Origin of the sequence: Mameliella sp. AT18 (assembly GCF_028807275.1) — a bacterium.
Classification (GTDB): domain Bacteria; phylum Pseudomonadota; class Alphaproteobacteria; order Rhodobacterales; family Rhodobacteraceae; genus Antarctobacter; species Antarctobacter albus.
Map to the genome: position 1 here is coordinate 1 of NZ_JARAMO010000040.1, position 25747 is coordinate 25747.

At 66.6% G+C, this 25747-nt stretch carries 21 protein-coding genes; 11 read left to right on the plus strand and 10 right to left on the minus strand.

Annotated features, from left to right (window positions below; translation table 11 throughout):
* The 5 genes from PVW46_RS05245 to PVW46_RS05265 all read right to left on the minus strand — a co-directional run.
* The coding region (locus PVW46_RS05245; RefSeq protein WP_274575060.1) for an ABC transporter permease at positions 1-788 on the minus strand (788 nt) is incomplete at its 3' end.
* Complete coding sequence (locus PVW46_RS05250; protein WP_069207915.1) at positions 785-1726, minus strand: ABC transporter permease; 942 nt, start codon at positions 1724-1726, stop codon at positions 785-787. The genes PVW46_RS05250 and PVW46_RS05245, both read right to left, overlap by 4 nt.
* Positions 1727-1777: 51 nt before the next feature.
* Entirely contained in the window at positions 1778-2662 is an 885-nt protein-coding gene (locus PVW46_RS05255) for an alpha/beta fold hydrolase (RefSeq protein ID WP_069207916.1), read from the minus strand.
* 5 nt (positions 2663-2667) lie between these two features.
* On the minus strand, positions 2668-4062 hold the full coding sequence (locus PVW46_RS05260) for a hypothetical protein (protein ID WP_274575061.1): 1395 nt from the start codon (positions 4060-4062) through the stop codon (positions 2668-2670).
* Positions 4063-4328: 266 nt separating this feature from the next.
* Positions 4329-5798 (minus strand): ABC transporter substrate-binding protein, encoded by a 1470-nt coding sequence (locus PVW46_RS05265; protein WP_069207918.1) that lies wholly within the window; start codon positions 5796-5798, stop codon positions 4329-4331.
* Between the two features lie 183 nt (positions 5799-5981).
* On the opposite strand from PVW46_RS05265, the gene panB reads away from it, so the two are divergent.
* Positions 5982-6815 (plus strand): 3-methyl-2-oxobutanoate hydroxymethyltransferase, encoded by an 834-nt coding sequence (panB, locus tag PVW46_RS05270; protein WP_043142519.1) that lies wholly within the window; start codon positions 5982-5984, stop codon positions 6813-6815.
* Complete coding sequence (panC, locus tag PVW46_RS05275) at positions 6812-7654, plus strand: pantoate--beta-alanine ligase (protein WP_069207919.1); 843 nt, start codon at positions 6812-6814, stop codon at positions 7652-7654. Before panB ends, panC begins: the two co-directional genes overlap by 4 nt.
* A 70-nt stretch (positions 7655-7724) precedes the next feature.
* Here panC and PVW46_RS05280 read toward each other — a convergent pair whose 3' ends face one another.
* Together PVW46_RS05280 and PVW46_RS05285 are read right to left on the minus strand one after the other, a co-directional pair.
* A complete protein-coding gene (locus PVW46_RS05280) occupies positions 7725-8996 on the minus strand; it encodes an acetylornithine deacetylase/succinyl-diaminopimelate desuccinylase family protein (RefSeq protein ID WP_069207920.1) in 1272 nt (423 codons plus the stop codon).
* A gap of 52 nt (positions 8997-9048) precedes the next feature.
* A complete protein-coding gene (locus PVW46_RS05285) occupies positions 9049-9960 on the minus strand; it encodes a DUF2125 domain-containing protein (protein ID WP_069207921.1) in 912 nt (303 codons plus the stop codon).
* Between the two features lie 66 nt (positions 9961-10026).
* Here PVW46_RS05285 and PVW46_RS05290 point away from each other — a divergent pair, with 66 nt between their 5' ends.
* The 3 genes from PVW46_RS05290 to PVW46_RS05300 all read left to right on the plus strand — a co-directional run bounded on the left by PVW46_RS05290 (position 10027) and on the right by PVW46_RS05300 (position 15376).
* Positions 10027-10560, plus strand: a complete 534-nt coding sequence (locus PVW46_RS05290) for a gamma-glutamylcyclotransferase (protein ID WP_043142651.1) — start codon at positions 10027-10029, stop codon at positions 10558-10560.
* 175 nt (positions 10561-10735) lie between these two features.
* Positions 10736-11911, plus strand: a complete 1176-nt coding sequence (locus tag PVW46_RS05295; RefSeq protein ID WP_043142514.1) for a biopolymer transporter ExbB — start codon at positions 10736-10738, stop codon at positions 11909-11911.
* Between the two features lie 3 nt (positions 11912-11914).
* Positions 11915-15376 carry a peptidoglycan -binding protein gene (locus tag PVW46_RS05300; protein ID WP_069207922.1) on the plus strand — a complete coding sequence of 1154 codons (3462 nt, stop codon included), beginning with the start codon at positions 11915-11917 and terminating at the stop codon, positions 15374-15376.
* Between the two features lie 41 nt (positions 15377-15417).
* Here the strand turns inward: PVW46_RS05300 and PVW46_RS05305 are convergent, their stop codons facing one another.
* The 3 genes from PVW46_RS05305 to gloB all read right to left on the minus strand — a co-directional run bounded on the left by PVW46_RS05305 (position 15418) and on the right by gloB (position 19630).
* On the minus strand, positions 15418-16392 hold the full coding sequence (locus PVW46_RS05305; RefSeq protein WP_052244517.1) for a M23 family metallopeptidase: 975 nt from the start codon (positions 16390-16392) through the stop codon (positions 15418-15420).
* Positions 16389-18719 (minus strand): ATP-dependent Clp protease ATP-binding subunit ClpA, encoded by a 2331-nt coding sequence (clpA, locus tag PVW46_RS05310; RefSeq protein WP_043142511.1) that lies wholly within the window; start codon positions 18717-18719, stop codon positions 16389-16391. The genes PVW46_RS05305 and clpA overlap by 4 nt, the downstream gene beginning before the upstream one ends.
* 149 nt (positions 18720-18868) lie before the next feature.
* A complete protein-coding gene (gene gloB / locus PVW46_RS05315) occupies positions 18869-19630 on the minus strand; it encodes a hydroxyacylglutathione hydrolase (RefSeq protein ID WP_069207923.1) in 762 nt (253 codons plus the stop codon).
* Between the two features lie 68 nt (positions 19631-19698).
* Here gloB and PVW46_RS05320 point away from each other — a divergent pair, with 68 nt between their 5' ends.
* The 6 genes from PVW46_RS05320 to PVW46_RS05345 all read left to right on the plus strand — a co-directional run bounded on the left by PVW46_RS05320 (position 19699) and on the right by PVW46_RS05345 (position 25747).
* A complete protein-coding gene (locus PVW46_RS05320; protein ID WP_043142507.1) occupies positions 19699-20439 on the plus strand; it encodes a methyltransferase domain-containing protein in 741 nt (246 codons plus the stop codon).
* 380 nt (positions 20440-20819) lie between these two features.
* Entirely contained in the window at positions 20820-21386 is a 567-nt protein-coding gene (locus tag PVW46_RS05325) for a F0F1 ATP synthase subunit delta (RefSeq protein ID WP_043142504.1), read from the plus strand.
* Complete coding sequence (gene atpA, locus PVW46_RS05330; protein WP_069207924.1) at positions 21387-22922, plus strand: F0F1 ATP synthase subunit alpha; 1536 nt, start codon at positions 21387-21389, stop codon at positions 22920-22922.
* 12 nt (positions 22923-22934) lie between these two features.
* Entirely contained in the window at positions 22935-23816 is an 882-nt protein-coding gene (locus PVW46_RS05335; protein ID WP_043142497.1) for a F0F1 ATP synthase subunit gamma, read from the plus strand.
* Positions 23817-23835: 19 nt separating this feature from the next.
* Positions 23836-25260, plus strand: a complete 1425-nt coding sequence (gene atpD, locus PVW46_RS05340; protein WP_043142494.1) for a F0F1 ATP synthase subunit beta — start codon at positions 23836-23838, stop codon at positions 25258-25260.
* 55 nt (positions 25261-25315) lie between these two features.
* Entirely contained in the window at positions 25316-25747 is a 432-nt protein-coding gene (locus PVW46_RS05345) for a F0F1 ATP synthase subunit epsilon (protein WP_043142492.1), read from the plus strand.

Consider the following 25747-nt stretch of genomic DNA (forward strand, 5'->3'; position numbering starts at 1 on the left):
TCCAGCGCGTCGCGCAGCCCGTCGCCCAGCAGGTTCAGGCCCAGCACCATGAAGACGATCGCGAGGCCCGGGATCACGGCGACATGCGGCGCCAGCGAGACCAGCGTCTGGGCATCGGCCAGCATCCGCCCCCAGGACGGCACGGGCGGCTGGGCGCCGAGGCCGACATAGCTGAGGCCGGCCTCTGCGAGGATGCCCAGGGAGAACTGGATGGTGCTTTGCACGATCAGCAGGTTGGCGATGTTGGGCAGGATGTGTTCGGCGCTGATCCGGAGCGTGGGCTTGCCGGCGACGCGGGCGGCGAGGATGAACTCGCGCGTCCAGAGCGACAGCGCCGCGCCGCGTGCGAGGCGGGCGAAGACGGGGATGTTGAAGATGCCGATGGCGAGGATGGCGTTGATGGCGCCGGGGCCGAAGACGGCGGTGATCAGGATGGCGATCACGAGGCTGGGAAAGGCGAAGATCAGGTCGGAGGTGCGCGAGATGAGCTCGTCCAGCCAGCCGCCGCGGTAAGCGGCGGCGGCGAGGCCAAGGGGGACGCCGAGCGTCAGGCCGATGCCAACGGCGACCAGCGCCACGGCGATGGAGGTGCGCGCGCCGACCATCAGCATGCTGAGGATGTCGCGGCCGAAGTGATCGGTCCCCAGCAGGTGATCTCTGCCCGGCGGCAGGAGGCGACCGGGGATGTTCATGGCGGTGACGTCGTCCGGCGTCCAGGCAAAGGACAGGGCCGCGGCGCCCAGGAAGAGCGCGGTGAGCAGACCGCCGAGGATCAGGCTGCGGCTCATGCCCGGCGCAGCCTGGGGTCGGCCAGCGCATAGGCGAGGTCGGTGAGGAAGTTCACGAGGATCACGGCGAAGACCAGCAGCATGACCGTGCTTTCCACAACGATCAGGTCCCGTTGCGAGATGGCCTGGAAGATCAGTCGTCCGAGGCCGGGCAGGTAGAAGACCTGTTCGATGATGATGCCCCCGGCGATGAGAAAGGAGAATTGGAGCCCGATGATGGTCAAGACCGGGATCAGCGCGTTGCGCACCCCGTGCCGCCAGAGCGTCTGGGTGCGGGTCAGGCCCTTGGCGCGGGCGGTGCGGATATAGTCCTCTCCCAGCGCGTCGATGAGCGAAGAGCGCAGGACGCGGGCGAGGATGGCGGCCTGCGGCAGGGCCAGCGCCACGGCGGGCAGGGTCAGGGCGCGGAGGGCCAGTAGCGGGTCCTGCCAGCCGGGAAAGCCGCCAGAGGGGAAGATCCGCCAGGAGATGGCAAAGCCCAGCACCAGCAACATGGCGAACCAGAAGTTGGGGATCGCGACGCCCAGTTGCGAGAAGGCCATGACGCCCAGGTCCGGCGCGCGGCCTCGCGTGGCGGCGGCGATCAGCCCCGCCGGGAAGGCCAGCAGCACCGCCAGTGTCAGCGCGAAAAGCGCCAGCGGCAGCGAGATCCAGAGCCTTTCGCCGATGATCTCGGCCACCGGCGCGCGGTAGGTGTAGGAGGTGCCGAAATCGCCGGTCAGCATGCCGGTTGTCCAGGCGAGGTAGCGTTGCCATTTCGGCAGGTCGAGGCCCAGTTCCTGGCGCAGGGCGGCCAGGGTTTCGGGCTGGGCGTTGATGCCCAGCATGTAGCTGGCCGGATCGCCCGGGGCCACTTCGACCACCAGGAAGATCACCGCCGAGGCGACGGCAAGGCTGAGGACCAGCGAGATCAGGCGTCGGGTGAGATAGGCCAGCATGCGGGCACCGTATGAGCGGCCCGGGGCGGCGTCCAGAGGGTTGAGGGCCGCCTAGTCCAGCGAGGACAGGAAGGTCTGCAGCGCCTCTGTCGTCTCGGCCGGGGACTGGTCGATGAAGAAATGCCCGCCGGGGATCGTGCGGGCGGCCATGTTCTCCAGCCGGGTGGCCCAGGTGGCGGGCACGTCGTAGGCCCGCGCCATTGCCCCCTCGGCGCCATAGAGCACCAGCGCCGGGCAGGTCACGCGGCGGTCGAGGTCCTCGGCGTCGTCGTGCAGGTCGATCTCGATCGCGGCGCGGTAGTCGTCGTTCATGGCGCGGCGGCACTGCGGATCGGCCCAGGCGGTGCGATAGGCGTCCAGCTGGGCAGGAGCGAAATCCGACAGGTCGGCCTTGCCGAAGCCCAGCAGGCAGCGGGTGTAGAAGCCTTCGGGGTCGGCGGCGATCATGGTTTCCGGAAAGGGCTCTGGCTGGGCCAGGAAGAACCAGTGGTAATAGCCCTTGGCGACATCGTGCGTCAGTTCGGTCAGCAGGTGGTGGGTGGGCACGATGTCCATGACCGTCAGCGAGCGCACCGCCCCGGGCGCGTCGAGCGCGAGGCGATGCGCGGTGCGTGCGCCGCGATCGTGCCCGACCAGGTGAAAGCTCTCATGGCCGAGGTGGCGCATCAGGGCCAGTTGGTCGCGCGCCATGTTGCGAAAGCTGTAGCTGGCGACGCCTGCGGGCTTGTCGCTTTCGCCGTAGCCGCGCAGATCGGGGCAGATGACGGTGAAATCGCGGGCGAGGGTGGGGGCGACCTCGGCCCACATGGCGCGGGTCTGGGGAAACCCGTGCAGCATCAGCAGCGGTGGTCCGCTGCCGCCGCGTTCATAGGCGATCCGCGTGCCGTCAAGCGCGGCGCTGGCGGCGGTGAAATCGGGGATGTCGTTGCGGAGCATGGCGCCTAGCCCCCGGTCACGCAGAGGATCTCTGCACGGCCGGGGATCAGCAGGCAGGTGTTGTCGTCGCCATAGGGTTCGGCCAGCGCGCCGTCGACACGGTAGATGTCCGGCCCGTCCTCGTAGACCTGGTGCACCGCGATCTCGACCCGGGTGGGGGCGCCGCCGGGCCAGTAGAGCCGGTGCAGGCTGGTGTCGCGGTCGGGGTTGTCGACCAGGTCGACGGCCTGGGTGCAGGGTGCGTCCCGCAGCACGGCGCCCGAGGTGTCGCGCAGCGTGCAGCGGGCGCTGCGCAGGGCGTCTGCCTGCAGCCCGCTGGTGCTGATCGCCTTGATCTCGCTCACCGGGTGATAGCGGGCGTAGGGGGGCAGGGTGACAAAGATGTCGTCCTCGCAGTCGCCGACGGTGATGCGATAGTTGCTGTCATAGCCGCAGACCTCGACCCGGTTCCCGTTGATGCGGACCCGGCATTCCATCGGCAGGGCGCTGTAGCGAAAACCGTAGACGGTGTCCTGGCCATCGGCGGCGTCGTAGTCCCACAGGATGCGGTCCGTGTCCGTGTCGGGCAGCGGCGCGAGGTCGAAGACGGTTTCCGACATGACCTTGACGCTGCCGCCGCCGTGGCCGTCGTAGATTCGGCTGGGCTGGCGGAAGCCGCGCAGCAGGCCGGTTTCGCAGGCCATCTGCCGTTGCACGGCCAGTTGCGGCAGGGGGCCGTCCAGCCCTTCCAGCCCGATGTCCCAGATCAGCGCCTGTTCGATGGTGCGCAGGTGGAACAGCTCGGTTCCCGGCGTGGCCAGCAGGTTGCCGATCAGGTCCGGGTGCATCATGGCGCCGGCCTCGAAGACGCGCGGGGAATTGGCCAGTTCGACAAGGCTCAGGATGCTTTCGATGCCCAGCGTGTAGGCGCGCTTGATCTGGTCCGAGCTGTATTGCCCGCCGTCGTCGATGGTGATGGAAGGGCTGTGAAAGGCCAGGTCGCCGCCGACATGCAGGATGCGGTTTTCCTCGATCGAGGTGGGGCCGGCGTGCTTGTTGCCCATCATGAAGATGATCGCGCAGATGGAATAGCAGCGCGCGCCGTCGCCGATCCGCGTCTGGACGCCCTGGTCATAGACGAACCGGGCGACTTTTATGCCCTCGGTCAGGCTGCCGCCCTCGCTGTTCAGGCAGAGCACGGGGTCGATGTCGAACCCCGCGGCGAGCCAGCTGTATTCCTCGCCGCGAAACTCCACGAGGGTTTCGTACTCGCCGCCGGTGATCTGCCCGTCGAGGGTGAAGGTGCAGGGGGTGCTGCCCACGGCGACCGTGGCCGCGCGGGCGGCGGGGGACAGGGTGCAGGCCAGCAGGGCAAGGGCCAAAAGGGCCGTGAGGCGGAGGAAATGGCGGGTGGCGGGCATTGGCAATGGGTCCGGATGCAGGGAAATCGGTTCAGCCTAACATGCGGCACGGCGGGCTGCGAACCAGGCTGTTGCAGATCAGTCGCGGCAGGTCGGTCCGCGATCCGGCGTGATCGTTGTGGCAAACGCGGGTTGGGCAAGCAGGAGCAGGCAGAGAAATCTGAAAATCGGCATCGGGGAAATCCATCGTCGGAAAGGCCGGAACCTTGCCCTTTCACGATGCCCCGAAGGCGCGCGCCCTGTCACCGACAAGGCGCGCCCCGGGGTCACTGCGTCCAGCGCACCTGCGCCAGTGGGTTGGCCTGGGTCGGCTGGTTGATCCACAGGCCCTCGATCCGGGCATCGGCCACGGTGGGGAATGCCAGCTGGAACAGAAAACCGTTGACGTAGTCCCGGGCGATCAGCGTCTGCGCCTCGGCCAGCATGTCCGACCGTGCCGACGGGTCGGTGGTGGCGTTCAGCGTCGTCATCAGGGCTTGGAACTCTTCGCTGTCATACTGGAAGTAATAGTCGGGCCGGGCGTAGATGCCGATGTCGAGCGGTTCGGTATGGCTGACGATGGTCAGTCCGAAGCCCTTGCCCTTGAACACTTCCTCCAGCCATTGCGCCCATTCCAGGTTGGTGATCTCGGCCTCGATCCCGACATTGCGCAGCTGCGCGGCGATGATCTCTCCGCCGCGGCGCGCGTAGGAGGGCGGCGGCAGTTTCAGCGTGGTCTTGAACCCCTCGGCATAGCCCGCGTCCACCAGCAACATGCGCGCGCGGTCGGGGTCATGCGGCGACAGGCCGGTGAGGTCGACATAGTCGGGGTTGTGCGGCGCGAAATGCGTGCCGATAGGCGTGCCCAGGCCGAACATGGCGCCGTCAATGATCGCCTGCCGGTCGATGGCATGGGCCACCGCCTCGCGCACCTTCGGATTGTCGAAGGGCGGCTGCTTGTTGTTCATTGCCAGGATGGTTTCGCCCTCGGACGAGCCCAGCAGCACCTGGAAACGCGGGTCGGCCTGGAACTGGGGCAGGTTCTCGGGCGCGGGGTAGCCGGAAAACACGTCGATGTCCTGCGCCATCATGGCGGCGAAGGCAGCGGTCGGGTCCGAGATGAACTTGAACGTGGCCTCTGTCAGATAGGGGGCATCCCCCCAGTAGTCGGCATTCTGGACCAGGCGCACGCTGTCGCCCTTGCGCCATTCCGCGAACTTGAACGGGCCGGTGCCGATGGGGGTTTGCTGGATGTCCTCGATGCTTTCGGGGGCCACCATGACCGCGTCGCCCCAGGCCAGGTTGAACAGCAGGTTGCCGTTGGGCGCGTTCAGCGACAGCTCGACCGTGGCCGGGTCGATCACCGTGACCTGGGCAATGTCGGAGAACAGGGCCTTTTGCGCATTGGTGCTGTCCTCGGCCCGGGCGCGGTCGAGGCTGAACTTGACGTCCTCGGCGTCAAAGGTGGTGCCGTCGTGAAAGACGACACCTTCGGCGAGGTGGAAGGTATAGGTCAGCCCGTCGTCCGAGATCTCCCATGAGCGGGCCAGCGCCGGCACGATGGCGCCATCGCCGGTGAACCGGGTCAGACCTTCGAAGACATTGGAATAGAGCACGCTGTCGATCGCCCCGGCCGCGGCAGAGGTCGGGTCAAGGTGCGGCGGTTCCAGCTGGATCGCGATGGTCAGGTCGGTCTGCTGGGCGAGCGCCGCGGTCCCGCCCAGAAGGGCGGCGGCGAGGGTGAGGCGGAAGGTCATGTCGTTTCCCCTGTTGCTTTGGACCCGAGTGTTGCGCTTTGCCGGGCGCGGTTCAAGCACGGGCTGCAAATGGCCTCTGGTTCTGCGTTGCAGCAAATGATAGGTGGGTGCGCAACTTTGTTGCGCGAGGGGCGCCGGGCCTTGCCCGGTCCTTGCGCCACGCTCAGGGAGGAGGCCCAGGCGATGAGTGCAACCGCGAAGAAGACAGCGCCGATGGCGGAGGATATCCGCGCCCGCAAAGGCGGCGAACCGCTGGTCAGCCTGACGGCCTATACCACGCCGATGGCGCAGATGATGGACGCGCATTGCGATTTCGTGCTGGTGGGCGACAGCGTCGGCATGGTGCTGCACGGGCTGCCCTCGACCCTGGGCGTGACGATGGAGATGATGATCCTGCACGGCCAGGCGGTGGCGCGGGGCCTGTCGAGCGCCATGATGGTGATCGACATGCCCTTTGGATCCTACGAGGAAAGCCCCCAGCAGGCGTTCCGCAACGCCGCGCGGCTGATGGCCGAAACCGGCGCGGGCGCGGTCAAGCTGGAAGGCGGGGTCGAGATGGCGCCGACAATTGCCTTCCTGGTGAAACGGGGCATCCCGGTCATGGCCCACGTCGGGCTGACGCCGCAGTCGATCAACACGCTGGGCGGCTACAAGGTGCAGGGGCGCGGCACGGCGGGCGAGGCCCTGATGGCCGACGCGCGTGCGGTGGCCGAGGCGGGGGCCTTTTCCGTGGTTCTGGAAAAGGTGCCGGCCTCGCTGGCCGATGCGGTGACGCAGGCGGTGCCGATCCCGACCATCGGCATCGGTGCGGGCGCCGGCTGTGACGGGCAGATCCTCGTGGTGGACGACATGCTGGGGCTGTTCACGGCCTTCAAGGCGAAATTCGTGAAACGCTACGCGACCCTGGGCGCGGACGGCGAGGCGGCGATTGCCGATTATGCGCGCGAGGTGCGCGCGCGGAGCTTCCCCGCGCCGGAACATGTCTTTGGCGACGACGCGCCGGAGGGCAAGGCATGATCGCGCCGATCATCCGCAGCGTCGCCGAGCTGCGCCAGCTGACCGACGGCTGGCATCGCGCGGGCGACACCATCGGCGCGGTGCCGACGATGGGCGCGCTGCACGACGGCCACCTGAGCCTTGTCGCGGCGGCCAAGGAACGCTGCGACCGGGTGATCGTGACGATTTTCGTCAATCCACGGCAGTTCAACAGCCGCGAGGATTACGAGAAATACCCCCGTACCGAACATGACGATGCCCGCAAGCTGGAGCGCTTTGCCGTCGATGCGATCTTTGTGCCTGACGGGGACGAGATGTACCCGCAGGGGTTTGCGACGGGTGTTTCCGTGTCCGGCCTGACCGACGTGTTGTGCGGCGCGCACCGGCCCGGGCATTTCGACGGGGTGGCGACCGTTGTCACCAAGCTGTTGTTGCAGACCGCCGCGGACCGGGCCTTTTTCGGCGAGAAGGACTGGCAGCAATTGCAGGTGGTGCGGCGGCTGGTGGCGGACCTGAACATCCCGGCCGAGATCGTGGGTTGCCCGACGATCCGCGAGATCGACGGGCTGGCCATGTCCTCGCGCAACCTACTGTTGTCGGACATGGCACGGGCGCGGGCGGCGGCCCTGAACGAGGCTTTGGAAGAGATGGCCGAGGGGCTGCGTGGCGGACGTGCGGCGCAGGATCTGCGCCCGGCGGCAGAGGCGCGGCTGTCGGCGGCGGGCTTCACGGAGGTGGAATACCTGGACCTGCGGGCCAATGACGACCTGTCGCTGCTGGAGCGTCCCGAGCGGCCCGCGCGTTTGCTGGTCGCGGCCTGGTTGGCCGGGGTGCGTCTGATCGACAATATCGCGGTGTGACCGGCGGGCGGACGCTGTTTCGCGCTTTTCGCGAAAGACGCCCCGCCCACCGTCCCATTCGCGTTGCGCCTCAGGGCAACAGCAGTTTTTCCAGCGTGCGGCCCATGACCTTGGCGCTGTCCAACATATCCGTGACGCCGACCCATTCATCGGGTTTGTGCGCCAGTTCCAGCACCCCCGGCCCGTAGGCGATGCAGTTCTGCAGGCGCCCGATCCGGTCGATGTGCTTCTGGTCGTAGGATCCGGGCGAGGCGACGTAATCCGGCGCCTGTCCCAGCACGTCGGCGATGGCCTCGGCCACCGTTGTCACCACCGGCGCGTCCTGAGCCGTCATCGAGGGGTCGATGCGGTTGATGTCGCGGATCGCGTAATCGAACCGGGGGCGGCGGGCCTTGAGGTCTTCGAGCAGGGCAATGACCTCGCCGCGCACCTCGTCATAGGCCTCTTCGACCAGGAACCGGCGGTCGATCACCATGCGGCAGCTGTCGGGGACGTTGGGCGCAGGCAGGCCGGTGAAATCTTCCAGTTCCGGCTCGCCCCCGTGGACCGAGTTGATGTTGAGCGTCGACTGCCGCGCGGCCTCTGGCGTGACGGGCATGGCGGTTTCGCGCGTGGTCAGGGCGGGGAACAGCCGGTCCTCGAAGGCCTGCATCACCGCGCCCATGTGGCGCACGGCGCAATCGCCGAGAAAGGGCATCGAGCCATGCGCGATCTCTCCCTTGGTCTCGATCTCGGCCCACCAGGCGCCGCGATGGCCGAGGCAGATGCGGTCCTTGTTCAGCGGTTCGGGGATGATGACGTGCTGCACCCGGTCGGGCGAGAAATATCCAAGCTGGGCCAGGTGCGCGACGCCGCCGTAGCCGCCGGTTTCCTCGTCCGCGGTGCCGGAAATCTCGATGGCGCCGACATATTCGGGATGTTCGGCGATGAAGCATTCGGCGGCGATGATCGAGGCGGCCAGCCCGCCCTTCATGTCGCAGGTGCCCCGGCCATAGATCCGGTCGCCGTCCAGTTCGGCGCCAAAGGGATCGCGGGTCCAGGCGTTGCCGACCTCGACCACGTCGATATGGCTGTTGAAATGCACGCATTGGCCGGGGCGCGTGCCCTCGCGGCGGGCGATCACGTTCCAGCGCGGGTAGCGGTCGCTGTCGCCGGGCGCGCCCTCTGCCCGGATCAGTTCGCAGGTGAACCCCGATGGCGCAAGGCGTTGTTGCAAGAGCTCGCAGATCTCGCGGTAGTGCCGGCCCGGCGGGTTCAGCGTGGGCAGGCGGACAAGGGCCTGGGTCAGCGCGATCAGGTCGTCGCGTGCGGCGTCGATCCGCGCGAATAGGGAATCTGTCATGCGCGAAGTCTCTGCCGCTTGGCGTGGAGGCGCAAGGGGGCGCGACGCGCGCTCAGGGCAGGTGCAGGCGGGGTGCCTTGCCCAAGGGGGTATCCCCCAGCGTGACCTGGCCCGAGTCGAAGACCAGGGGCAGGTCGCGACGGCCTTCGCTGGCGTGCTCAAGTGTGTCCGCCAGCGTGGCGGGGATGAGGCCGGACCGGCGGGCGCTGTCCACCAGGGCGGGCCACTGTGTTGCGGTGAGCGCCAGTTCGCCCTTGGCGCGTCCCTGCGCGTCGATCTCCAGCAGGCCGGTGGCGTCCAGCTGGGCCCCGCCGGTCGTATAGCTGCCCTGGCGCAGGTCGATCCTTGCCGGTTTCGGCATGGCACCGGCAAGACTGTCGAGCTGCCAATCCCGGTCAAAGGTGATCTCGGCCCTCAGGGCCAGCCCGTTGTCCGCCGGCGTTCCCGCGAATCCGGCGCTCATTCCCAGGCGGTAGAGACCCGGCGTGCCCGCCACGTCCAGCAGCCCAACGCGCATGTCGGCCAGCGAGATGTTGCCCTGCCGAAACGTGTCCGCCTCGAGGTTGGCGCGCAGGATCACGCCCTCGGCATCGTGGATCAGCGAGGCGCGCAGGCCGGCGCTTTGCACCGTGACCGGGCCGGAGGGCAGGGTCACGGTCTGGCTGTCGGGCCAGACCAGGATGCGGTGTCCGGGCCGGTAGGTCAGCCCCAGCACCTGGAAGAAGTCCCCCTGCCAGCCGATTCCGCCTGCGGTGTCCATCAGCACGACATCGTTCAGCGTGGCGTCCAGCCGGCTGGGAAAGCCGCGCACGGTCAGCGAGGAATACTCTGCCTGCCAGCCCTCGGCACGCCGTGCCTCGAACCAGTCGGCGATGTCCGCTTTCAGGGCCCGGGAGGAGGTCAGCCAGAGCCCGGACCAGGCCAGCCCCAGCGCCAAGGTCACGGCAAAGATCCAACGTGCCACGCGTGCCCCCCTTTTCCTGCCGCACCCGATCGTGTTTACAGGCCCCCAGCGGGAAGGACCAGAATGATGACGCTTTGGGTGTTCGGATACGCCTCACTTCTTTGGAACCCGGGGTTTCCGGTGGCGGAACGGGTGCAGGCGCGGCTCTATGGCTATGCGCGCAGTTTCTGCATGTATTCGATCCACCATCGCGGCACCGAGGAAAAGCCCGGGCTGGTGCTGGCCCTGGACGAGCAGGACGGCGCCAGTTGCGACGGGCTGGCCCTGCGCGCCGCACCGGGCAGCGAGGAAGAGACGCTGGCCTACCTGCGCGAACGTGAACTGGTGTCCTCGGCCTACCTGGAAAAACGGCTGGAACTCAGCCTGACCGACGGGCGACATGTCGAGGCGGTGGCCTATGTGATCGACCCGCATCACGTCCAGTATTGCCACCTGCCGCTGGAAGAACAGGCGCGGCTGATCGCGCGGGCGCATGGCGGGCGCGGGCCGAACACGGAATACCTGTACAATACCGCCGCCCACCTGGACGAGATCGGCGTCCCGGACGCCGATCTGCACTGGCTGGTGCGCGAGGTGAAGGCGCTGTCGCGGGACAACTAGCGGAGGCAGGCGGTCACTTGGTCGGGCCGCTGTCAACGCAGCTTTGACGGCCTCGGGACAACTGTTGCGCAAAGCGCCGCTTTTCCCGGCGCGACGGCGGAATTGTTCATAACTTCTTGGCTCTGTGGCCTTAAACCCCTAGGTATAGCACGAGAGAACAAGTGTCAGGTGTCCGATGGACCAGCCCGACCGCGAGGCCGAGCCACATTTCAGCCAGCCCTTCCGCCAGGTGGTCCTCATGCTGGCGGTGTTGGGCCTGTCGGGCTTTGGCGGCTTCCTGGCCCTGCCGCGCGTTCTGCCGGTGTTCCAGTCGAACCCCTATCTCAACGGTTTCATCCTGATCGTTTTTGTGGTCGGTGTGCTGGCCTGTTTCTGGCAGGTGGCGCAGCTGATGGTCTCGGTCCAGTGGATCGAGCGGTTCACCGCGCGGGGCGACCAGGGCGTGCGGGCCACGCCGCCGCGCCTGCTGGCACCGCTGGCCGCGCTCTTGCGGTCGCGCCGGGACAAGCGGATGCAGATCACGGCGACCTCGACCCGGTCGATCCTCGACTCCGTGGCCCAACGGATCGACGAGGCGCGCGAGATCACGCGGTACATCGTGTCCCTGCTGATTTTCCTGGGCCTGCTGGGCACCTTCTACGGGCTGGCCACCGTGGTGCCCGCGCTGGTCGAAACCATCCAGAGCCTTGCCCCGCAGGAGGGCGAAACCGGCACCGCCGCCTTTGCCCGTCTGATGTCGGGGCTGGAGGGGCAGCTGGGTGGCATGGGCGTGGCCTTTGCCAGCTCGCTGCTGGGCCTGGCCTGTTCGCTGGTCGTCGGCCTGCTGGAGCTGTTCGCGGGCCACGGGCAGAACCGCTTTTACCGCGAGCTTGAGGAATGGCTGTCGTCGATCACCCGGCTGGGCTTTTCCCACGATGGCGAGGGGCCGGACCTTGGCCCGGCGGGGCTGGTGCTGGACCAGATGGCCGAGCAGATGGACCGCCTGCAGTACCTCTTCGCCGAGGCGGAACAGGGCCGGTCCGAAGTGGACACGCGGCTGGCGCAACTGGCCGACAGCGTCGAGCGCCTGACCGAGCGGATCGAGGCGACATCGCCTTCTGCCTCGTCGCTGGCGCGGATCGCCGAGGGGCAGGAACTGCTGGCGCAGGCGATCCGGGAAAAGGAAAGTGACGAGGGGCTTGATGCCGAAAGCCGGATGCGGCTGAGGTCCATCGACGTGCAGATGCTGCGCATCCTCGAGGAAATCAGCGCGGGCCGGCAGGAAAGCATGGCCGAACTGCGGACCGACCTTGCGGCGCTGTCGCGGTCGCTGGGCACGACCCGCAATAGCCGGCCCCGCGGGGACGGGTGACGCATGGCCCTGTCGCGACGCACAGGTGCGCGCTTTCAGGCCTCGATCTGGCCGGGTTTCGTGGATGCGATGACCGGCCTTCTGCTGGTGCTGACCTTTGTCCTGTCGATCTTCATGGTCATGCAGTTCGTGCTGAACGAGACGATCTCGGGGCAGGAAAGCGAACTGGACACGCTCAGCGCCGAGATCACGGCCCTGTCCAAGGCGCTGGGCGTGGAACGCACCCGCGCAACGCGGCTGGAAACAGAACTGAGCCGCATGACCTCGACGCTGAGCGACCGGGACCTGCAACTGGCCGAACAGCAGACCATCATCGATAGCCTGACCGCCACCCGCGACAGGCAGGCGGATCAGCTTGCCGCTGCTGCCGCCCGCATCGCGACCTTCGAAGAGCGCGTGGCCACCCTGTTGCTGGAGCGGGACACGGCGCGCGACGAGGTTCAGGATCTGACCGTCGCCCGCGACGCCCTGGCCGAGGAACGCGACGAACTGACCGACGAACGCGATGCACTGACCGCCGCGCTTGCCACGGCCCGAAGCGAGATCGACGAACAGGCCGAAGCCGCCAGGCTGGCCGCCGCCCGGCGCGAGGCGATGAAGGCGCTGATCACCGATCTGCGCGCCCGCAACGCGGACCGTGACGCGCGCATCGCCGCGCTGTCCGCCGATCTCGACGAGGCCGAAAAAGCCCTGACCGAAGAGGAACAGGCCAAGCTGGCCGAGGCAGAGGCGGCCGCAGCCCTGCGCAAGCGGCTGGAAGAGGCTGATGCGGAACTGACCGCCATGACGCTGGCCTTGGAACAGGAGCGCGCCCGGGCCGAGGAGACGTTGACCTTGCTGGCAGCGGCCCGGGAGGCGGAAAAGGACCTGAACGCGCAACTGGCGGCGGCGTTGCTTGCCCGGCAACAGCAAGGTGACGACCTGCAAGCGCGCATCGACGCGCTGGAGGCGCAATTGGCCGAGGCGCGGCGGAACGAAACCCGCCTGACCGCGCAGCTGGCCGACCTGCGGGATGAAAGCGCGCTGGAGGCGCAGCGGCTCAAGGCCCGGATCGACGACGCGACGGCGCGCATCGCCCGGCTGGAGGCGGACCTGGACGAGGCCGCAAAGGCCGGTGAGAAACTGACTGCCGGGCTTGGGCCCACCGAGGCACCGCCCGCAACGCTGCAGACGCAGGTGGATGCGGCGCTGGCCCGCATCACCGAGCTGGAGGCGGCCCTGTCGCGGGCACGGCAGGACGAGGCCAGGCTGAACGAGGAACTGGCCACCGTGCTCGCCGATGGCGAGCGCGAGGCGCGCGCCCTGCAGAGCCGCATCGACGCGGCGCTGGCCCGGATCTCGGAGCTTGAGGAAACGCTGGCCGATGCACGGGCACAGGGGGCGCAGACCGACAGCCGCCTTGCGGGGCTGCGCGGCGACCTGACCGAGGCCCTGAAGGCGCAGCGCGACGCCGAACAGGCGCTGGCGCGGGAAACGGCGGCACGCACCCTGGCCGAACGTGCCCTGAAGGACGCGCAGGCCGAGGCCGCGGCGCGCGCCTCGCGGCTGACGGATCTTTCCGCGCAACTGGCCCAGGCGCTGGCCCGGCTGGCCGAGGCAGAGGCGCTCCGGACCGAGTTGGAGGCGCTGCGGGCGCGCAACGAAGCCCTGGTCTCGGACCTGTCGGCGGCCGAGGGGCAGGCTGATGATCGCGCCGCGGCGCTGGCCGAACTGCAGGCAGAACGGGACCGGCTGGACGCCGCGCTGACGCGCGCGCGGGGGGACGTGGGCGATGCGCGCGGCGCCGTGGCCTCGTTGCAGGACCATGTGGCCGCGCTGGAGGCGCAACTGGCCCAGGCTCAGGGACGTGTGACCGAGCGGACAGAGCTGATCGAAGGCCTGCGCGGGCAGGTGGCCCAGGTCCAGGCGCAGCTGGATTCGGCGCTGAAACGGGTCGAGGATCGCGGCGACCGGATCGAGCGTCTGCAAAGCGAGAATGCCGATCTGTCGGCGCGCCTGGCCCGGTTGGGCGGTGAGGCGGCGCAGCAGGATGCCGCGGTTGCCGCGCTGCGGGCGACGAACACGCGCTTGTCGGCGGACCTCGATGCGGCCCGCGCCCGCGCGAGCGAGCGCGACGCCCAGATGGCCCGCCTGCAGCAGGAGTTGGCGCAGGCCGAGGCCCGGGCCGAGGACCGCACCGCCGAGGCCGCCGAGCTGGAGGTGCTTCGCGGTGAACTGGCGCAGCTGCGCACCCGGCTCGAGGCCTCGCAGGCGCGCGCGGCACAGGGCCTGACCCGTGTCATCTCGTTGGAAACCGAGAACGCCGACCTTGGCCGCCGGCTGGCCGAGGCGGATGGCCGGGGGGCGGCCAAGGACGCGGAACTGGACCTGCTCAAGGCCCGGATCGACCGGATTGCCTCTGAGCTGGATGCCTTGCGGTCCCGTGATGCGCGGCGCGATGCGGTGATCGCCGAGTTGCGCCAGCAATTGGCCGAGGCCGAGGCCCGGGCCGCCGAACAGAGCGACGACACCCGCACGCTGGAGGAAAAGCTGGCCGCCGCACTGGCCGCGCGCATGGCCGCGGAGACGACGGTTGATGAAACACGCGACCGGCTTGCCGCAGCCCTTGCCGCGCAGGAGGCGGCGGAACTGAAACTGGACGCGCGGCTGGACGAGGTCGAGGAGCGGCAGATCCTGCTCAACACGGCGCGTGAAAAGCTGGCCCTGACGGAGGAGCGCGCGACCAAGGCCGAACTGCAGGTCGAGGCGCTGAACCAGAACGTGGCCGAGTTGCGCCGGCAACTGAGCGAGCTGCAGGCGCTGCTGGATGATTCCAAGGCCCGCGACGCGGCGGCCGAGGTCCGGCTGCAGAACCTCGGGGCGGAACTGAACGCGGCGATCGCGCGTGTGGCGCAGGAAGAACGGCGCCGCCGCCTGGCCGAAGAGGCGCGCCGCAAGGCTGAAGAGGAAAAGCGCAAGCTTGAGGAAGAAAGGGCCAAAAGGCTGGAGGCCGAGAAGAAGGACCTGGAAAGCTATCGCTCCGAGTTCTTTGGCAAGCTGCGCGCGGTCGTGGGCGACCGCGAAGGCATCCGGATCGAGGGTGACCGTTTCGTGTTCTCGTCAGAGGTGCTGTTCGAGGTGGGGTCGGCCGATCTTTCGGCGGCAGGTCGGCGCGAGATCGAGAAGGTCTCGCAGATCCTGCGCGACATTTCCGGGGACATTCCTCAGGGCATCGACTGGGTGATCCGGGTGGACGGTCATACCGACAGCCAGAAGATTCGTCCGGGGGGAGATTTTGCCGACAACTGGGAGCTCAGCCAGGCGCGGGCATTGTCCGTGGTGCGCGACATGATCGACAACTACGACATTCCGCCCAACCGGCTGTCTGCCAACGGGTTTGGCGAGTTCCAGCCGATCGATCCCGCGGACACGCCGGAGGCGCGGGCGCGGAACCGGCGCATCGAGTTGAAACTGACGGAACGCTGATCTCCGGGCGGCAAGTGCGTTGCAACGCGCTTGCGTCGCGCTCAGTTCGAGACGGTCACATGTGCGAAGCGATGGGCGATGACCTTGCCGTCGCGGGTCAGCCTGGCACGGCCTAGGTATTCCCCGGCAGGCCAGCCCGAGGGAGGGGCCTTGCGACCCAGGGCCTGCATCTGGCTGGCCTGGTCGCTGTCCAATGTGATGGCGCGGCGAAACAGGTCGGTCCCGGCAGGGCTTTCCGCTGAAAGCGTCAGGACGTCGCCGGGCTGGGCGTAACCCAGGTGGGCATAGACGACCATCGCCTCGTCCGGGCCCAGGGTTGGACGCCGGGCAGAGCCGTCGCCCACCGCCTGCAGTGTCGGCACCGCATCCGAGAACCCGGCGGTGACGAGGCCCGTCCTTGTGTAGGCGGGCGGTTCGGTCCAGAGAGACGGGCCGGGATCGCCGCAGGTGCCCGTGGCCTCGGGGCGGAAAGGGTCGACCACCTGGCCGTCGCGCAGGAGCGTCAGGTGCACATGGGGGTGGTTTGTCTGACCCGAGAGACCGACAAGGCCCAGCGGATCACCGGGTTGAACCAGGTCGCCAGGCGCGACCGAGACAGAGCCGAGCCGTAAGTGGCAATAGAGCGTCTGCCAGCCCCCGCCGTGATCGATCAGCACCGCGTTTCCGCAGGCATTTTCCGAGGTGACGCCCCGCATCAACCGGTCATCGGGCATCGAATCCCGGGTGCGTTTGACCACGCCGGGCGCGGCGGCCAGAACCGACACACCCTCACCGATGGCACCAAAGTCGAGCAGGGCAAAATCCGTGCCCTTGTGCCCGTCGCGGGAATTGATGCCGCAGGCGAAATCCCTGTGGCGGCCCTGCGTGGGGTCGTTGTCGACGTAATCCTCGATGAAACAGGTCTCGCCCAGGGTGCAATCCAGCGGCACCGAAAGGCGAAAATCCTCCGCCCCGGCAGGCGGGACGGAGGAGATCAGGGCCAGCGCGGCCGCAAGGGCGGCGCGCGCGTGCGTCATTCCGCGGTCAAAAGCGGCGGCTTCTTGGAACCGAGGCGCGGGTTGTCCGGGCCGCTTAGGTCGAGGAACAGCTCGCCATCGCGGACCGAGACCTTGACCACACCGCCCTTGGCCAGCTTGCCGAAGAGCAGTTCCTCGGCCAGCGGCTTCTTGATGTGTTCCTGGATCACGCGCCCCAGCGGGCGGGCGCCCATCTTGTCATCGTAGCCCTTGTCCGCCAGCCATTCGGCAGCGGGCTTGGTCAGCTCGATGGTCACGTTGCGATCCATGAGCTGCGCTTCAAGCTGCAGTACGAACTTTTCGACAACCTGCAGGATGGTGTCCTTGGGCAGCGGTGCAAAGCTGATCACCGCGTCCAGGCGGTTGCGGAATTCCGGCGTGAAGGTCCGCTCGATGGCCGCCGTGTCCTCGCCCTCGCGGCGGTCGCGGCCAAAGCCGATGGCCGACTTGGCCTGTTCGGTCGCCCCGGCGTTCGAGGTCATGATCAGGATCACGTTGCGGAAGTCCACCGTGCGACCGTTGTGATCGGTCAGTGAGCCGTGGTCCATGACCTGCAGCAGGATGTTGTAGACATCCGGGTGCGCCTTCTCGATCTCGTCCAGCAGCAGCACGCAGTGCGGGTGCTGGTCGACGCCGTCGGTCAACTGGCCGCCCTGGTCAAAGCCGACATATCCCGGAGGCGCGCCGATCAGGCGAGAGACCGCGTGTTTTTCCATGTACTCGGACATGTCGAAGCGCAGCAGTTCCACGCCAAGGCTGTCCGCCAATTGCTTGGCAACCTCGGTCTTGCCGACCCCGGTCGGGCCTGCGAACAGATAGTTGCCGATGGGCTTTTCCGGTTCGCGCAGGCCGGCACGGGCCAGCTTGATTGCCGAGCTGAGGGCCTCGATCGCCTTGTCCTGGCCAAAGACCACGCGCTTGAGCGTGTTTTCCAGGTCCTTGAGCACCTCTGCGTCGTCCTTGGAGACGTTTTTCGGGGGGATGCGGGCGATCTTGGCCACGACCTCCTCGATCTCCTTGGTGCCGATTGACTTGCGCCGCTTGGAGGCGACCACAAGGTGCTGCGCCGCGCCGGCCTCGTCGATCACGTCGATGGCCTTGTCGGGCAGCTTGCGGTCATTGATGTAGCGCGCCGAAAGCTCCACGGCGGTCTTGATGGCGTCGCCGGTGTATTTGACGCTGTGGTGCTCCTCGAAATAGGGCTTCAGGCCCTTGAGGATCTTCACGGTGTCCTCGACCGACGGCTCGTTCACGTCGATCTTCTGGAACCGGCGGGACAGGGCGCGATCCTTTTCAAAGTGCTGGCGGAATTCCTTGTAGGTGGTCGACCCCATCGTGCGCAGCTTGCCGCCCTGCAGCGCGGGCTTCAGCAGGTTGGAGGCATCCATTGCCCCGCCAGAGGTGGCCCCGGCGCCAATCACGGTGTGGATCTCGTCGATGAAGAGCACCGCGTCAGGGTGTTCCTCAAGCTCCTGCACCACGGCCTTGAGCCGTTCCTCGAAGTCGCCGCGATAGCGCGTGCCGGCCAGCAGAGCCCCCATGTCGAGCGAGTAGATGGTGGTGTTCGCCAGCACCTCGGGGGTTTCGCCAGCGACGATCTTGCGTGCCAGCCCTTCGGCGATGGCGGTCTTGCCCACGCCGGGATCACCCACCAGAAGCGGGTTGTTCTTGCGGCGGCGGCAGAGCACCTGGATGCAGCGCTCGACCTCGGCATTGCGGCCGATCAGCGGATCGACGTCGCCGTCACGCGACTTGGCGTTGAGATCGACGCAGTATTTCGCCAGTGCCGATTCCTTGTCCGAACCGGGGGCGGCGGCCTCGGCCTGCTGCGCCTCTTCCTCGGCCTCGGTTGCGCCCTGGACGGGCCGCGCCTCGCCGTAGGCGGGGTTCTTGGCGACGCCATGCGCGATGAAATTCACCGCGTCGTAGCGCGTCATGTCCTGTTCCTGCAGGAAGTAGGCGGCATTCGATTCGCGTTCGGCGAAGATGGCGACCAGGACGTTTGCGCCCGTCACCTCGGTCCGGCCCGAGGACTGGACGTGGATCGCCGCGCGCTGGATCACACGTTGGAACGCAGCGGTCGGCACCGCCTCGGACCCTTCGACATCGGTCACGAGGTTCGACAGATCGTCGTCGATGAATTCGACCAGCGTGGTGCGCAGCTCCTCGGTGTCGACCGAGCAGGCTTTCATCACGCGGGAGGCATCCGGTTCGTCGATCAGCGCAAGAAGAAGGTGTTCAAGCGTGGCGAATTCATGGCTGCGAGAGTTCGCCAACGCCAGCGCCGAATGAATTGCCTGCTCAAGTGTGTTCGAGAATGAAGGCACGGGAGTGCTCCTCTTGTCTGCGCCGATCCGTGAGGATCAGCATTGCCTCATAGTATTAAAGTTTGGTCGATTGCGGCCACTCTTCAAGTTTTTTCTCAAGGTTCCTGCATCACTTTTGGACAAACGGGCGAAACCTGCCGTGTACGTGATCAGAACCGGTCCTTGCGCGCGCGCACCTCTGCAAAGACCTCTGCATCCGTTCCGCCCGGCAGGCCGACGGCCCGTTTCACGCTGTCGGTGGTGGCTCGGAGGAAGGGATTTGTTTCAAGTTCGACCGAAAGCGGCACCTGTGCGGTGGGCCGCCCCTCGGCGCGGGCTGCGTCGATCTCCCGCTTGCGAGAGATAAGCGCTTGGTTCTCCGGTTCAATGGTCAGGGCAAATGCGGCATTCGCCGTTGTGTATTCATGTCCCGAGTATACCACGGTTTCCGGGGGCAGAGAGGCCAGCTTTTCCAGACTATCCCACATCATCTGAGGCGTGCCCTCGAAGATGCGCCCGCATCCCAGGGCCATCAGGCTGTCGGCGGTAAAGACAGCGCCGCCGCGGGGGTAGTAAAACGCGATATGGCCCAACGTATGGCCCGGAACGGCGATCACCTCGCAGAGGCCGTCCCCGGTGCCGCCGGAAAACCCCGGGTCCAGCGCCATGTCCAGTTTCGGCAACTTGTCCACTTCGGCCTTCGGTCCCATGACAGGGCAGCCGTATTTCTCGCGCAGCTCGGCGACACCGCCGACGTGGTCGTGATGGTGGTGCGTGATCATGATGACGCCCAGCGACCAGCCACGGGCCTCCAGCGCCTCGATGATCGGCCCGGCCTCGGGGGCGTCGATAAGGGCCACGCCGTCGGGGCCGTGGACAAGGTAGGCGTAGTTGTCCGAGAGGCAGGGGACGGTCACGATCTCGAGGGGCATGGTCTTTCCTTCGCGGCTTTGTCAGGATGCGCACATCGTCAGAGTGGCGCATCGGGGCTGGGGTATCAATGCATCTGGATGTGCAGGTGTTACGCGATTTCTACTACCGCAGTGCGCTGGGGCGCGCGGCGCAAAAGATCCTGCGCACTCAGGTTCAGCGTTTCTGGCCCGAGACGAAGGGCCAGACGGTGGTGGGCTATGGCTTTGCCGTGCCCATGCTGCGCCCCTACCTGAAAGAGGCGCGCAGGGTTGTTGCCCTGATGCCCGCGCCGCAGGGGGTCATGACCTGGCCCGCCGGTATGCCCAATGTCTCGGTGCTCAGCGAAGAAACGCTCTGGCCGCTGGAGACGGGCCATACCGACCGCTTGATTCTGATGCACGGGCTGGAAACCTCGGAACGGCCGTCGGACTTGCTGGACGAGGCGTACCGCGTGCTGGGGCCGGGGGGCAGGGCGCTGTTCATCCTGCCGAACCGGGCGGGGATCTGGGCGCGGGCGGATCACACGCCTTTCGGCTATGGGCGGCCCTATTCGCTGGGCCAGCTCGAGGCGCAACTGAAACGGCATGACTTCGTCCCCGAGGCGCATGTCTCGGTGCTGTACCAGCCGCCATCGACCCGCCGGTTCTGGATGAAGACCGGCCCGGTCTGGGAACGCATGGGTCGCGCGGTGCCCGTGACGGCGGGCGGTGTCATGATGGTCGAGGCCTCCAAGCGGCACCCGCCGTCGCGCCGCGGGGTGGGCGAGGCCGCCAAGGTTCTCAATCCGCTGGAGGTGCTCAGTCCGGCGGGCAAGGCCAAGCCGATCTGAGCCCGCCCCGGAGGCGCCAAGGGACCGGATTCTGCCCTGTGCGGGCAAATTCGGGGCAAAAAGGCTCTGTGACCTGCGGCAAATGCGGTCAGAGGCGCCCGAAACTGCCCGGGAATCGTGCATTTGCAGCAAAAACTGTGGCTTTGAGGCACCTTGGCAGAGCACGAAAGGTCGCACTAAAAGGGGTGTTTTTGCCAAGCCATTGAAAACAATACATTTAGCGCAAGCGTTTATCTTTCCTAAGCATGTTGCGAGGTGGGGGAGGCTCTGCTACATCCGCCACGATTTGATTGCTTTGACGCAGGTCAAGGTATGGAAACGCTGCCAGACGCCGCCCCGGACCCGGGGCGCGCGTAACATGGCGGCTTACTATCGGAAGGGTGGACGTGTCTGACTCAGCATCGATTTCCTCCGGCATCGCAGAGCGCTATGCCACCGCCGTCTTCGAGATCGTGAAGGAGGCCGGCGAGCTTCCCACGCTCGAAGGCAACCTGGATGATCTCTCTGCCGCGCTGGATGAAAGCGCTGACCTGCGGGATCTCCTGGTGAACCCCGTCTACTCGCGCGATGCGCAGGGCGCCGCCATCAAGGCCGTCGCCTCGAAGATGGGCCTGATGCCGGCCATGACCAACGTGCTGGGGCTGATGGCCTCCAAGCGCCGCCTCTTCGTGGTCCCGCAGATGGTCACCCTCCTGCGCGAGATGATCGCAAAGGAAAAAGGCGAAGTCACCGCAGAAGTGACCTCTGCCCAGGCCCTGACCGATGCCCAGGCGGCCCAGCTGGCGGACGCGCTGAAGGCAAAGGTCGGCAAGGACGTAAAGATCAATGCGACCGTCGATGAAAGCCTCATCGGCGGTCTTGTCGTCAAGGTGGGCTCGAAGATGATCGACACGTCGATCCGTGCGAAGCTCAACTCCCTCCAGAATGCAATGAAAGAGGTCGGATAAATGGGTATCCAAGCTGCAGAGATTTCTGCGATCCTGAAGGACCAGATCAAGAACTTCGGCCAGGACGCCGAAGTTGCCGAGATCGGTCGCGTGCTCTCGGTCGGTGACGGTATCGCCCGTGTCTACGGCCTCGACAACATCCAGGCGGGTGAAATGGTCGAGTTCCCCGGCGGCATCATGGGCATGGCGCTGAACCTGGAAACCGACAACGTCGGTATCGTGATCTTCGGCTCCGACCGGGACATCAAGGAAGGCGACACCGTCAAGCGCACCAACTCCATCGTGGACGTGCCCGCCGGCGAGGCCCTGCTGGGCCGCGTTGTCGACGGTCTGGGCAACCCGCTGGACGGCAAGGGCCCGATCGAGGCGTCCGAGCGTCGCGTCGCGGACGTCAAGGCGCCGGGCATCATCCCGCGTAAATCGGTGCACGAGCCGATGGCGACCGGCCTCAAGGCCGTCGACGCCATGATCCCGATCGGCCGTGGCCAGCGCGAGCTGATCATCGGCGACCGTCAGACCGGCAAGACCGCCGTCGCCCTGGACGCGATCCTGAACCAGAAGTCGTACAACGACGCGGCCAAGGACGACTCGGAAAAGCTGTACTGCGTCTACGTCGCCGTCGGCCAGAAGCGGTCGACCGTGGCCCAGCTGGTGAAGAAGCTGGAAGAGACCGGCGCCATCGACTACTCGATCGTCGTGGCCGCCACCGCCTCCGACCCGGCGCCGATGCAGTTCCTGGCGCCCTACGCCGCGACCGCGATGGCCGAGTACTTCCGCGACAACGGCAAGCACGCGCTGATCATCTACGATGACCTGTCCAAGCAGGCCGTGTCCTACCGCCAGATGTCCCTGCTGCTGCGCCGCCCGCCGGGCCGCGAAGCTTACCCGGGCGACGTTTTCTACCTCCACTCGCGCCTGCTGGAGCGTTCGGCAAAGCTGAACGAGGACAACGGTGCCGGCTCGCTGACCGCGCTGCCGATCATCGAAACCCAGGGCGGCGACGTGTCGGCCTTCATCCCGACCAACGTGATCTCGATCACCGACGGCCAGATCTTCCTTGAAACGGAACTGTTCTACCAGGGCATCCGCCCCGCCGTGAACACCGGTCTGTCGGTTTCGCGTGTGGGCTCCTCGGCTCAGACCAACTCGATGAAATCGGTTGCCGGCCCGATCAAGCTGTCGCTCGCCCAGTACCGCGAGATGGCCGCCTTCGCGCAGTTCGGTTCCGACCTCGACGCCGCCACCCAGCAGCTGCTGAACCGCGGTGCGCGCCTGACCGAGCTGATGAAGCAGCCGCAGTACTCGCCGCTGACCAACGCCGAGATCGTCGTCGTGATCTGCGCCGGTACGCTGGGCTACCTCGACAAGGTCAAGGTCTCTGACGTGGGCCGTTTCGAGAAGGGCCTGCTGGCCCATGTCCGTGGCAAGCACCAGGATCTGCTGGATTGGATCACCAACGAAGATCCCAAGATCAAGGGTGACAACGAAGCCAAGATCAAAGCGGTTCTCGACGAATACGCCGCCGACTTCTCGTAAGGGGATCATCAGATGCCCAGCCTGAAGGACCTAAAAAACAGGATCGAGAGCGTCAAGTCGACGCGCAAGATCACCAAGGCCATGCAGATGGTCGCGGCAGCAAAACTGCGCCGCGCCCAGGACGCGGCCGAGGCGGCCCGCCCCTACGCGGAACGCTTCAATGGTGTGATGGCGTCGCTTGCGGCCTCGGTCGGTGACAGTGATGCAGCTCCCCGCCTTCTGGCGGGGACCGGCAAGTCGGACGTGCAACTGCTGGTGGTCATGACCTCCGAGCGGGGGCTCTGCGGCGGCTTCAACACCAACATTGTGAAGCTGGCAAAGACCCATGCCGAAAAGCTCCAGGCCGAAGGCAAGACGGTCAAGATCCTGACCGTCGGCAAGAAGGGCCGCGAGCAGCTGAAGCGTGACTACGGCAATCTCTTCGTGGGACACGTTGACCTCTCCGAGGTCAAGCGCATCGGCTACGGCAATGCCCAGGACATCGCCCGCGATGTGCTGGCCCGGTTCGACGGTGGCGAATTCGACGTGGCGACGATCTTCTACGCGCAGTTCCGGTCTGTCATCGCGCAGATCCCGACCGCCCAGCAGATCATCCCCGCGGCCTATGAAAGCGAAGGGTCGGACGATGCGGGCGAGAGCACGCTCTACGACTACGAGCCCGACGAAGAGGCGATCCTCGCCGACCTGCTGCCGCGTGGTGTCGCGACGCAGATCTTCGCGGCTCTGCTGGAAAACGGCGCGTCGGAACAGGGTGCACGGATGTCCGCAATGGACAACGCGACCCGCAACGCAGGCGAGATGATCGACAAGCTGACCATCGAATACAACCGCTCGCGTCAGGCCGTCATCACCAACGAACTGATCGAAATCATCTCGGGCGCCGAGGCGCTCTAAAGACACCCGGAGACGAAACATGGCAAACGCACAAGGCAAGGTCACCCAGGTGATTGGCGCCGTGGTCGACGTTCAGTTCGACGACCACCTGCCGGCAATCCTGAACGCGCTGACCACCGACAACAACGGCAAGAAGCTGGTGCTGGAAGTGGCCCAGCACCTTGGTGAAAACACCGTCCGCACCATCGCGATGGACGCAACCGAAGGTCTGGTTCGCGGCCAGATCGTGACCGACACGGACGCGCCGATCTCGGTGCCGGTCGGCAACGCAACCCTCGGCCGCATCCTGAACGTCATCGGCGAGCCGGTCGACGAAGGCGAGCCGATCAACGCCGACGAATACCGCCCGATCCACGCCGAGGCCCCGGCCTTCCAGGAGCAGTCGACGGAATCGGAAATCCTCGTCACCGGCATCAAGGTCATCGACCTGCTGGCGCCCTACTCGAAGGGCGGCAAGATTGGCCTCTTCGGTGGTGCCGGCGTGGGCAAGACCGTTCTCATCATGGAACTGATCAACAACATCGCAAAGGTGCACTCGGGCTTCTCCGTGTTCGCCGGTGTTGGTGAACGGACCCGTGAGGGCAACGACCTGTATCACGAGATGATCGAATCCAACGTCATCAAACCCGACAACCTGTCGGAATCGCAGGTGGCCCTGGTTTACGGTCAGATGAACGAGCCTCCGGGTGCACGTGCCCGCGTCGCCCTGACCGGCCTGACCCTGGCCGAGCAGTTCCGTGACCAGTCCGGGACCGACGTTCTGTTCTTCGTGGACAACATCTTCCGCTTCACCCAGGCAGGTTCCGAGGTGTCGGCTCTGCTCGGCCGTATCCCCTCGGCCGTGGGCTACCAGCCGACGCTGGCCACCGACATGGGCGCCATGCAGGAACGCATCACCTCGACCAAGTCGGGTTCGATCACCTCGATCCAGGCCGTCTACGTCCCCGCGGACGACCTCACCGACCCCGCACCTGCCACCACCTTTGCGCACCTCGACGCGACCACGGTTCTCAACCGTGCGATCTCGGAACTCGGCATCTACCCCGCCGTGGACCCGCTCGACTCGAACTCGCGCCTGATGGACCCGCAGATCGTGGGCGAAGAGCACTACCAGGTGGCGCGTGACGTTCAGGGTATCCTGCAGCGTTACAAGTCGCTCCAGGACATCATCGCCATCCTCGGGATGGACGAACTGTCCGAAGAGGACAAGCTGACCGTGGCCCGTGCCCGCAAGATCCAGCGCTTCCTGTCGCAGCCCTTCGACGTGGCCAAGGTCTTTACCGGCTCGGACGGCGTGCAGGTTCCGCTGGAAGACACGATCAAGTCGTTCAAGGCGGTTGTTGCCGGTGAATACGACCACCTGCCCGAGGCGGCCTTCTACATGGTTGGCGGCATCGACGAGGTGCTCGCCAAGGCCGAGAAACTGGCCGCCGAGGCTGCCTGATCCAATCCACCGCTCGGGGGCGCCTGCCGCGCCCCCGGCCTGAACGGAGGACAACATGGCAGATACGATGCAATTCGACCTGGTGTCGCCCGAGCGCCGCCTGCTGTCGACCGAGGCGACCTCGGTTCAGATCCCGGGCGCCGACGGCGACCTGACCGCCATGCCGAACCACGCGCCGCTGATCACCACGCTGCGCCCCGGCATCCTGACGGTCGAGACCGCCAAGGGCACCGAGCAGTTCGTCGTGACCGGCGGTTTCGCCGAGATCGGCGAGAGCCTTTCGGTGCTGGCCGAAAAGGCCCTGCCGCGCGCGGACGTCGACCAGGCCACCTACGAGGCCCTGGTGGACGAGGCTCACCGCATCTACCAGCAGACCAAGGAAACCGCCGAGCATCCGGGCCTGGTGGACGACGCGGTCAAGCTGCTGCAGGACATGGTGGCTGTCGGCACGCATATCGGTCTGGACCCGAAACAGCCCTCGATCTGA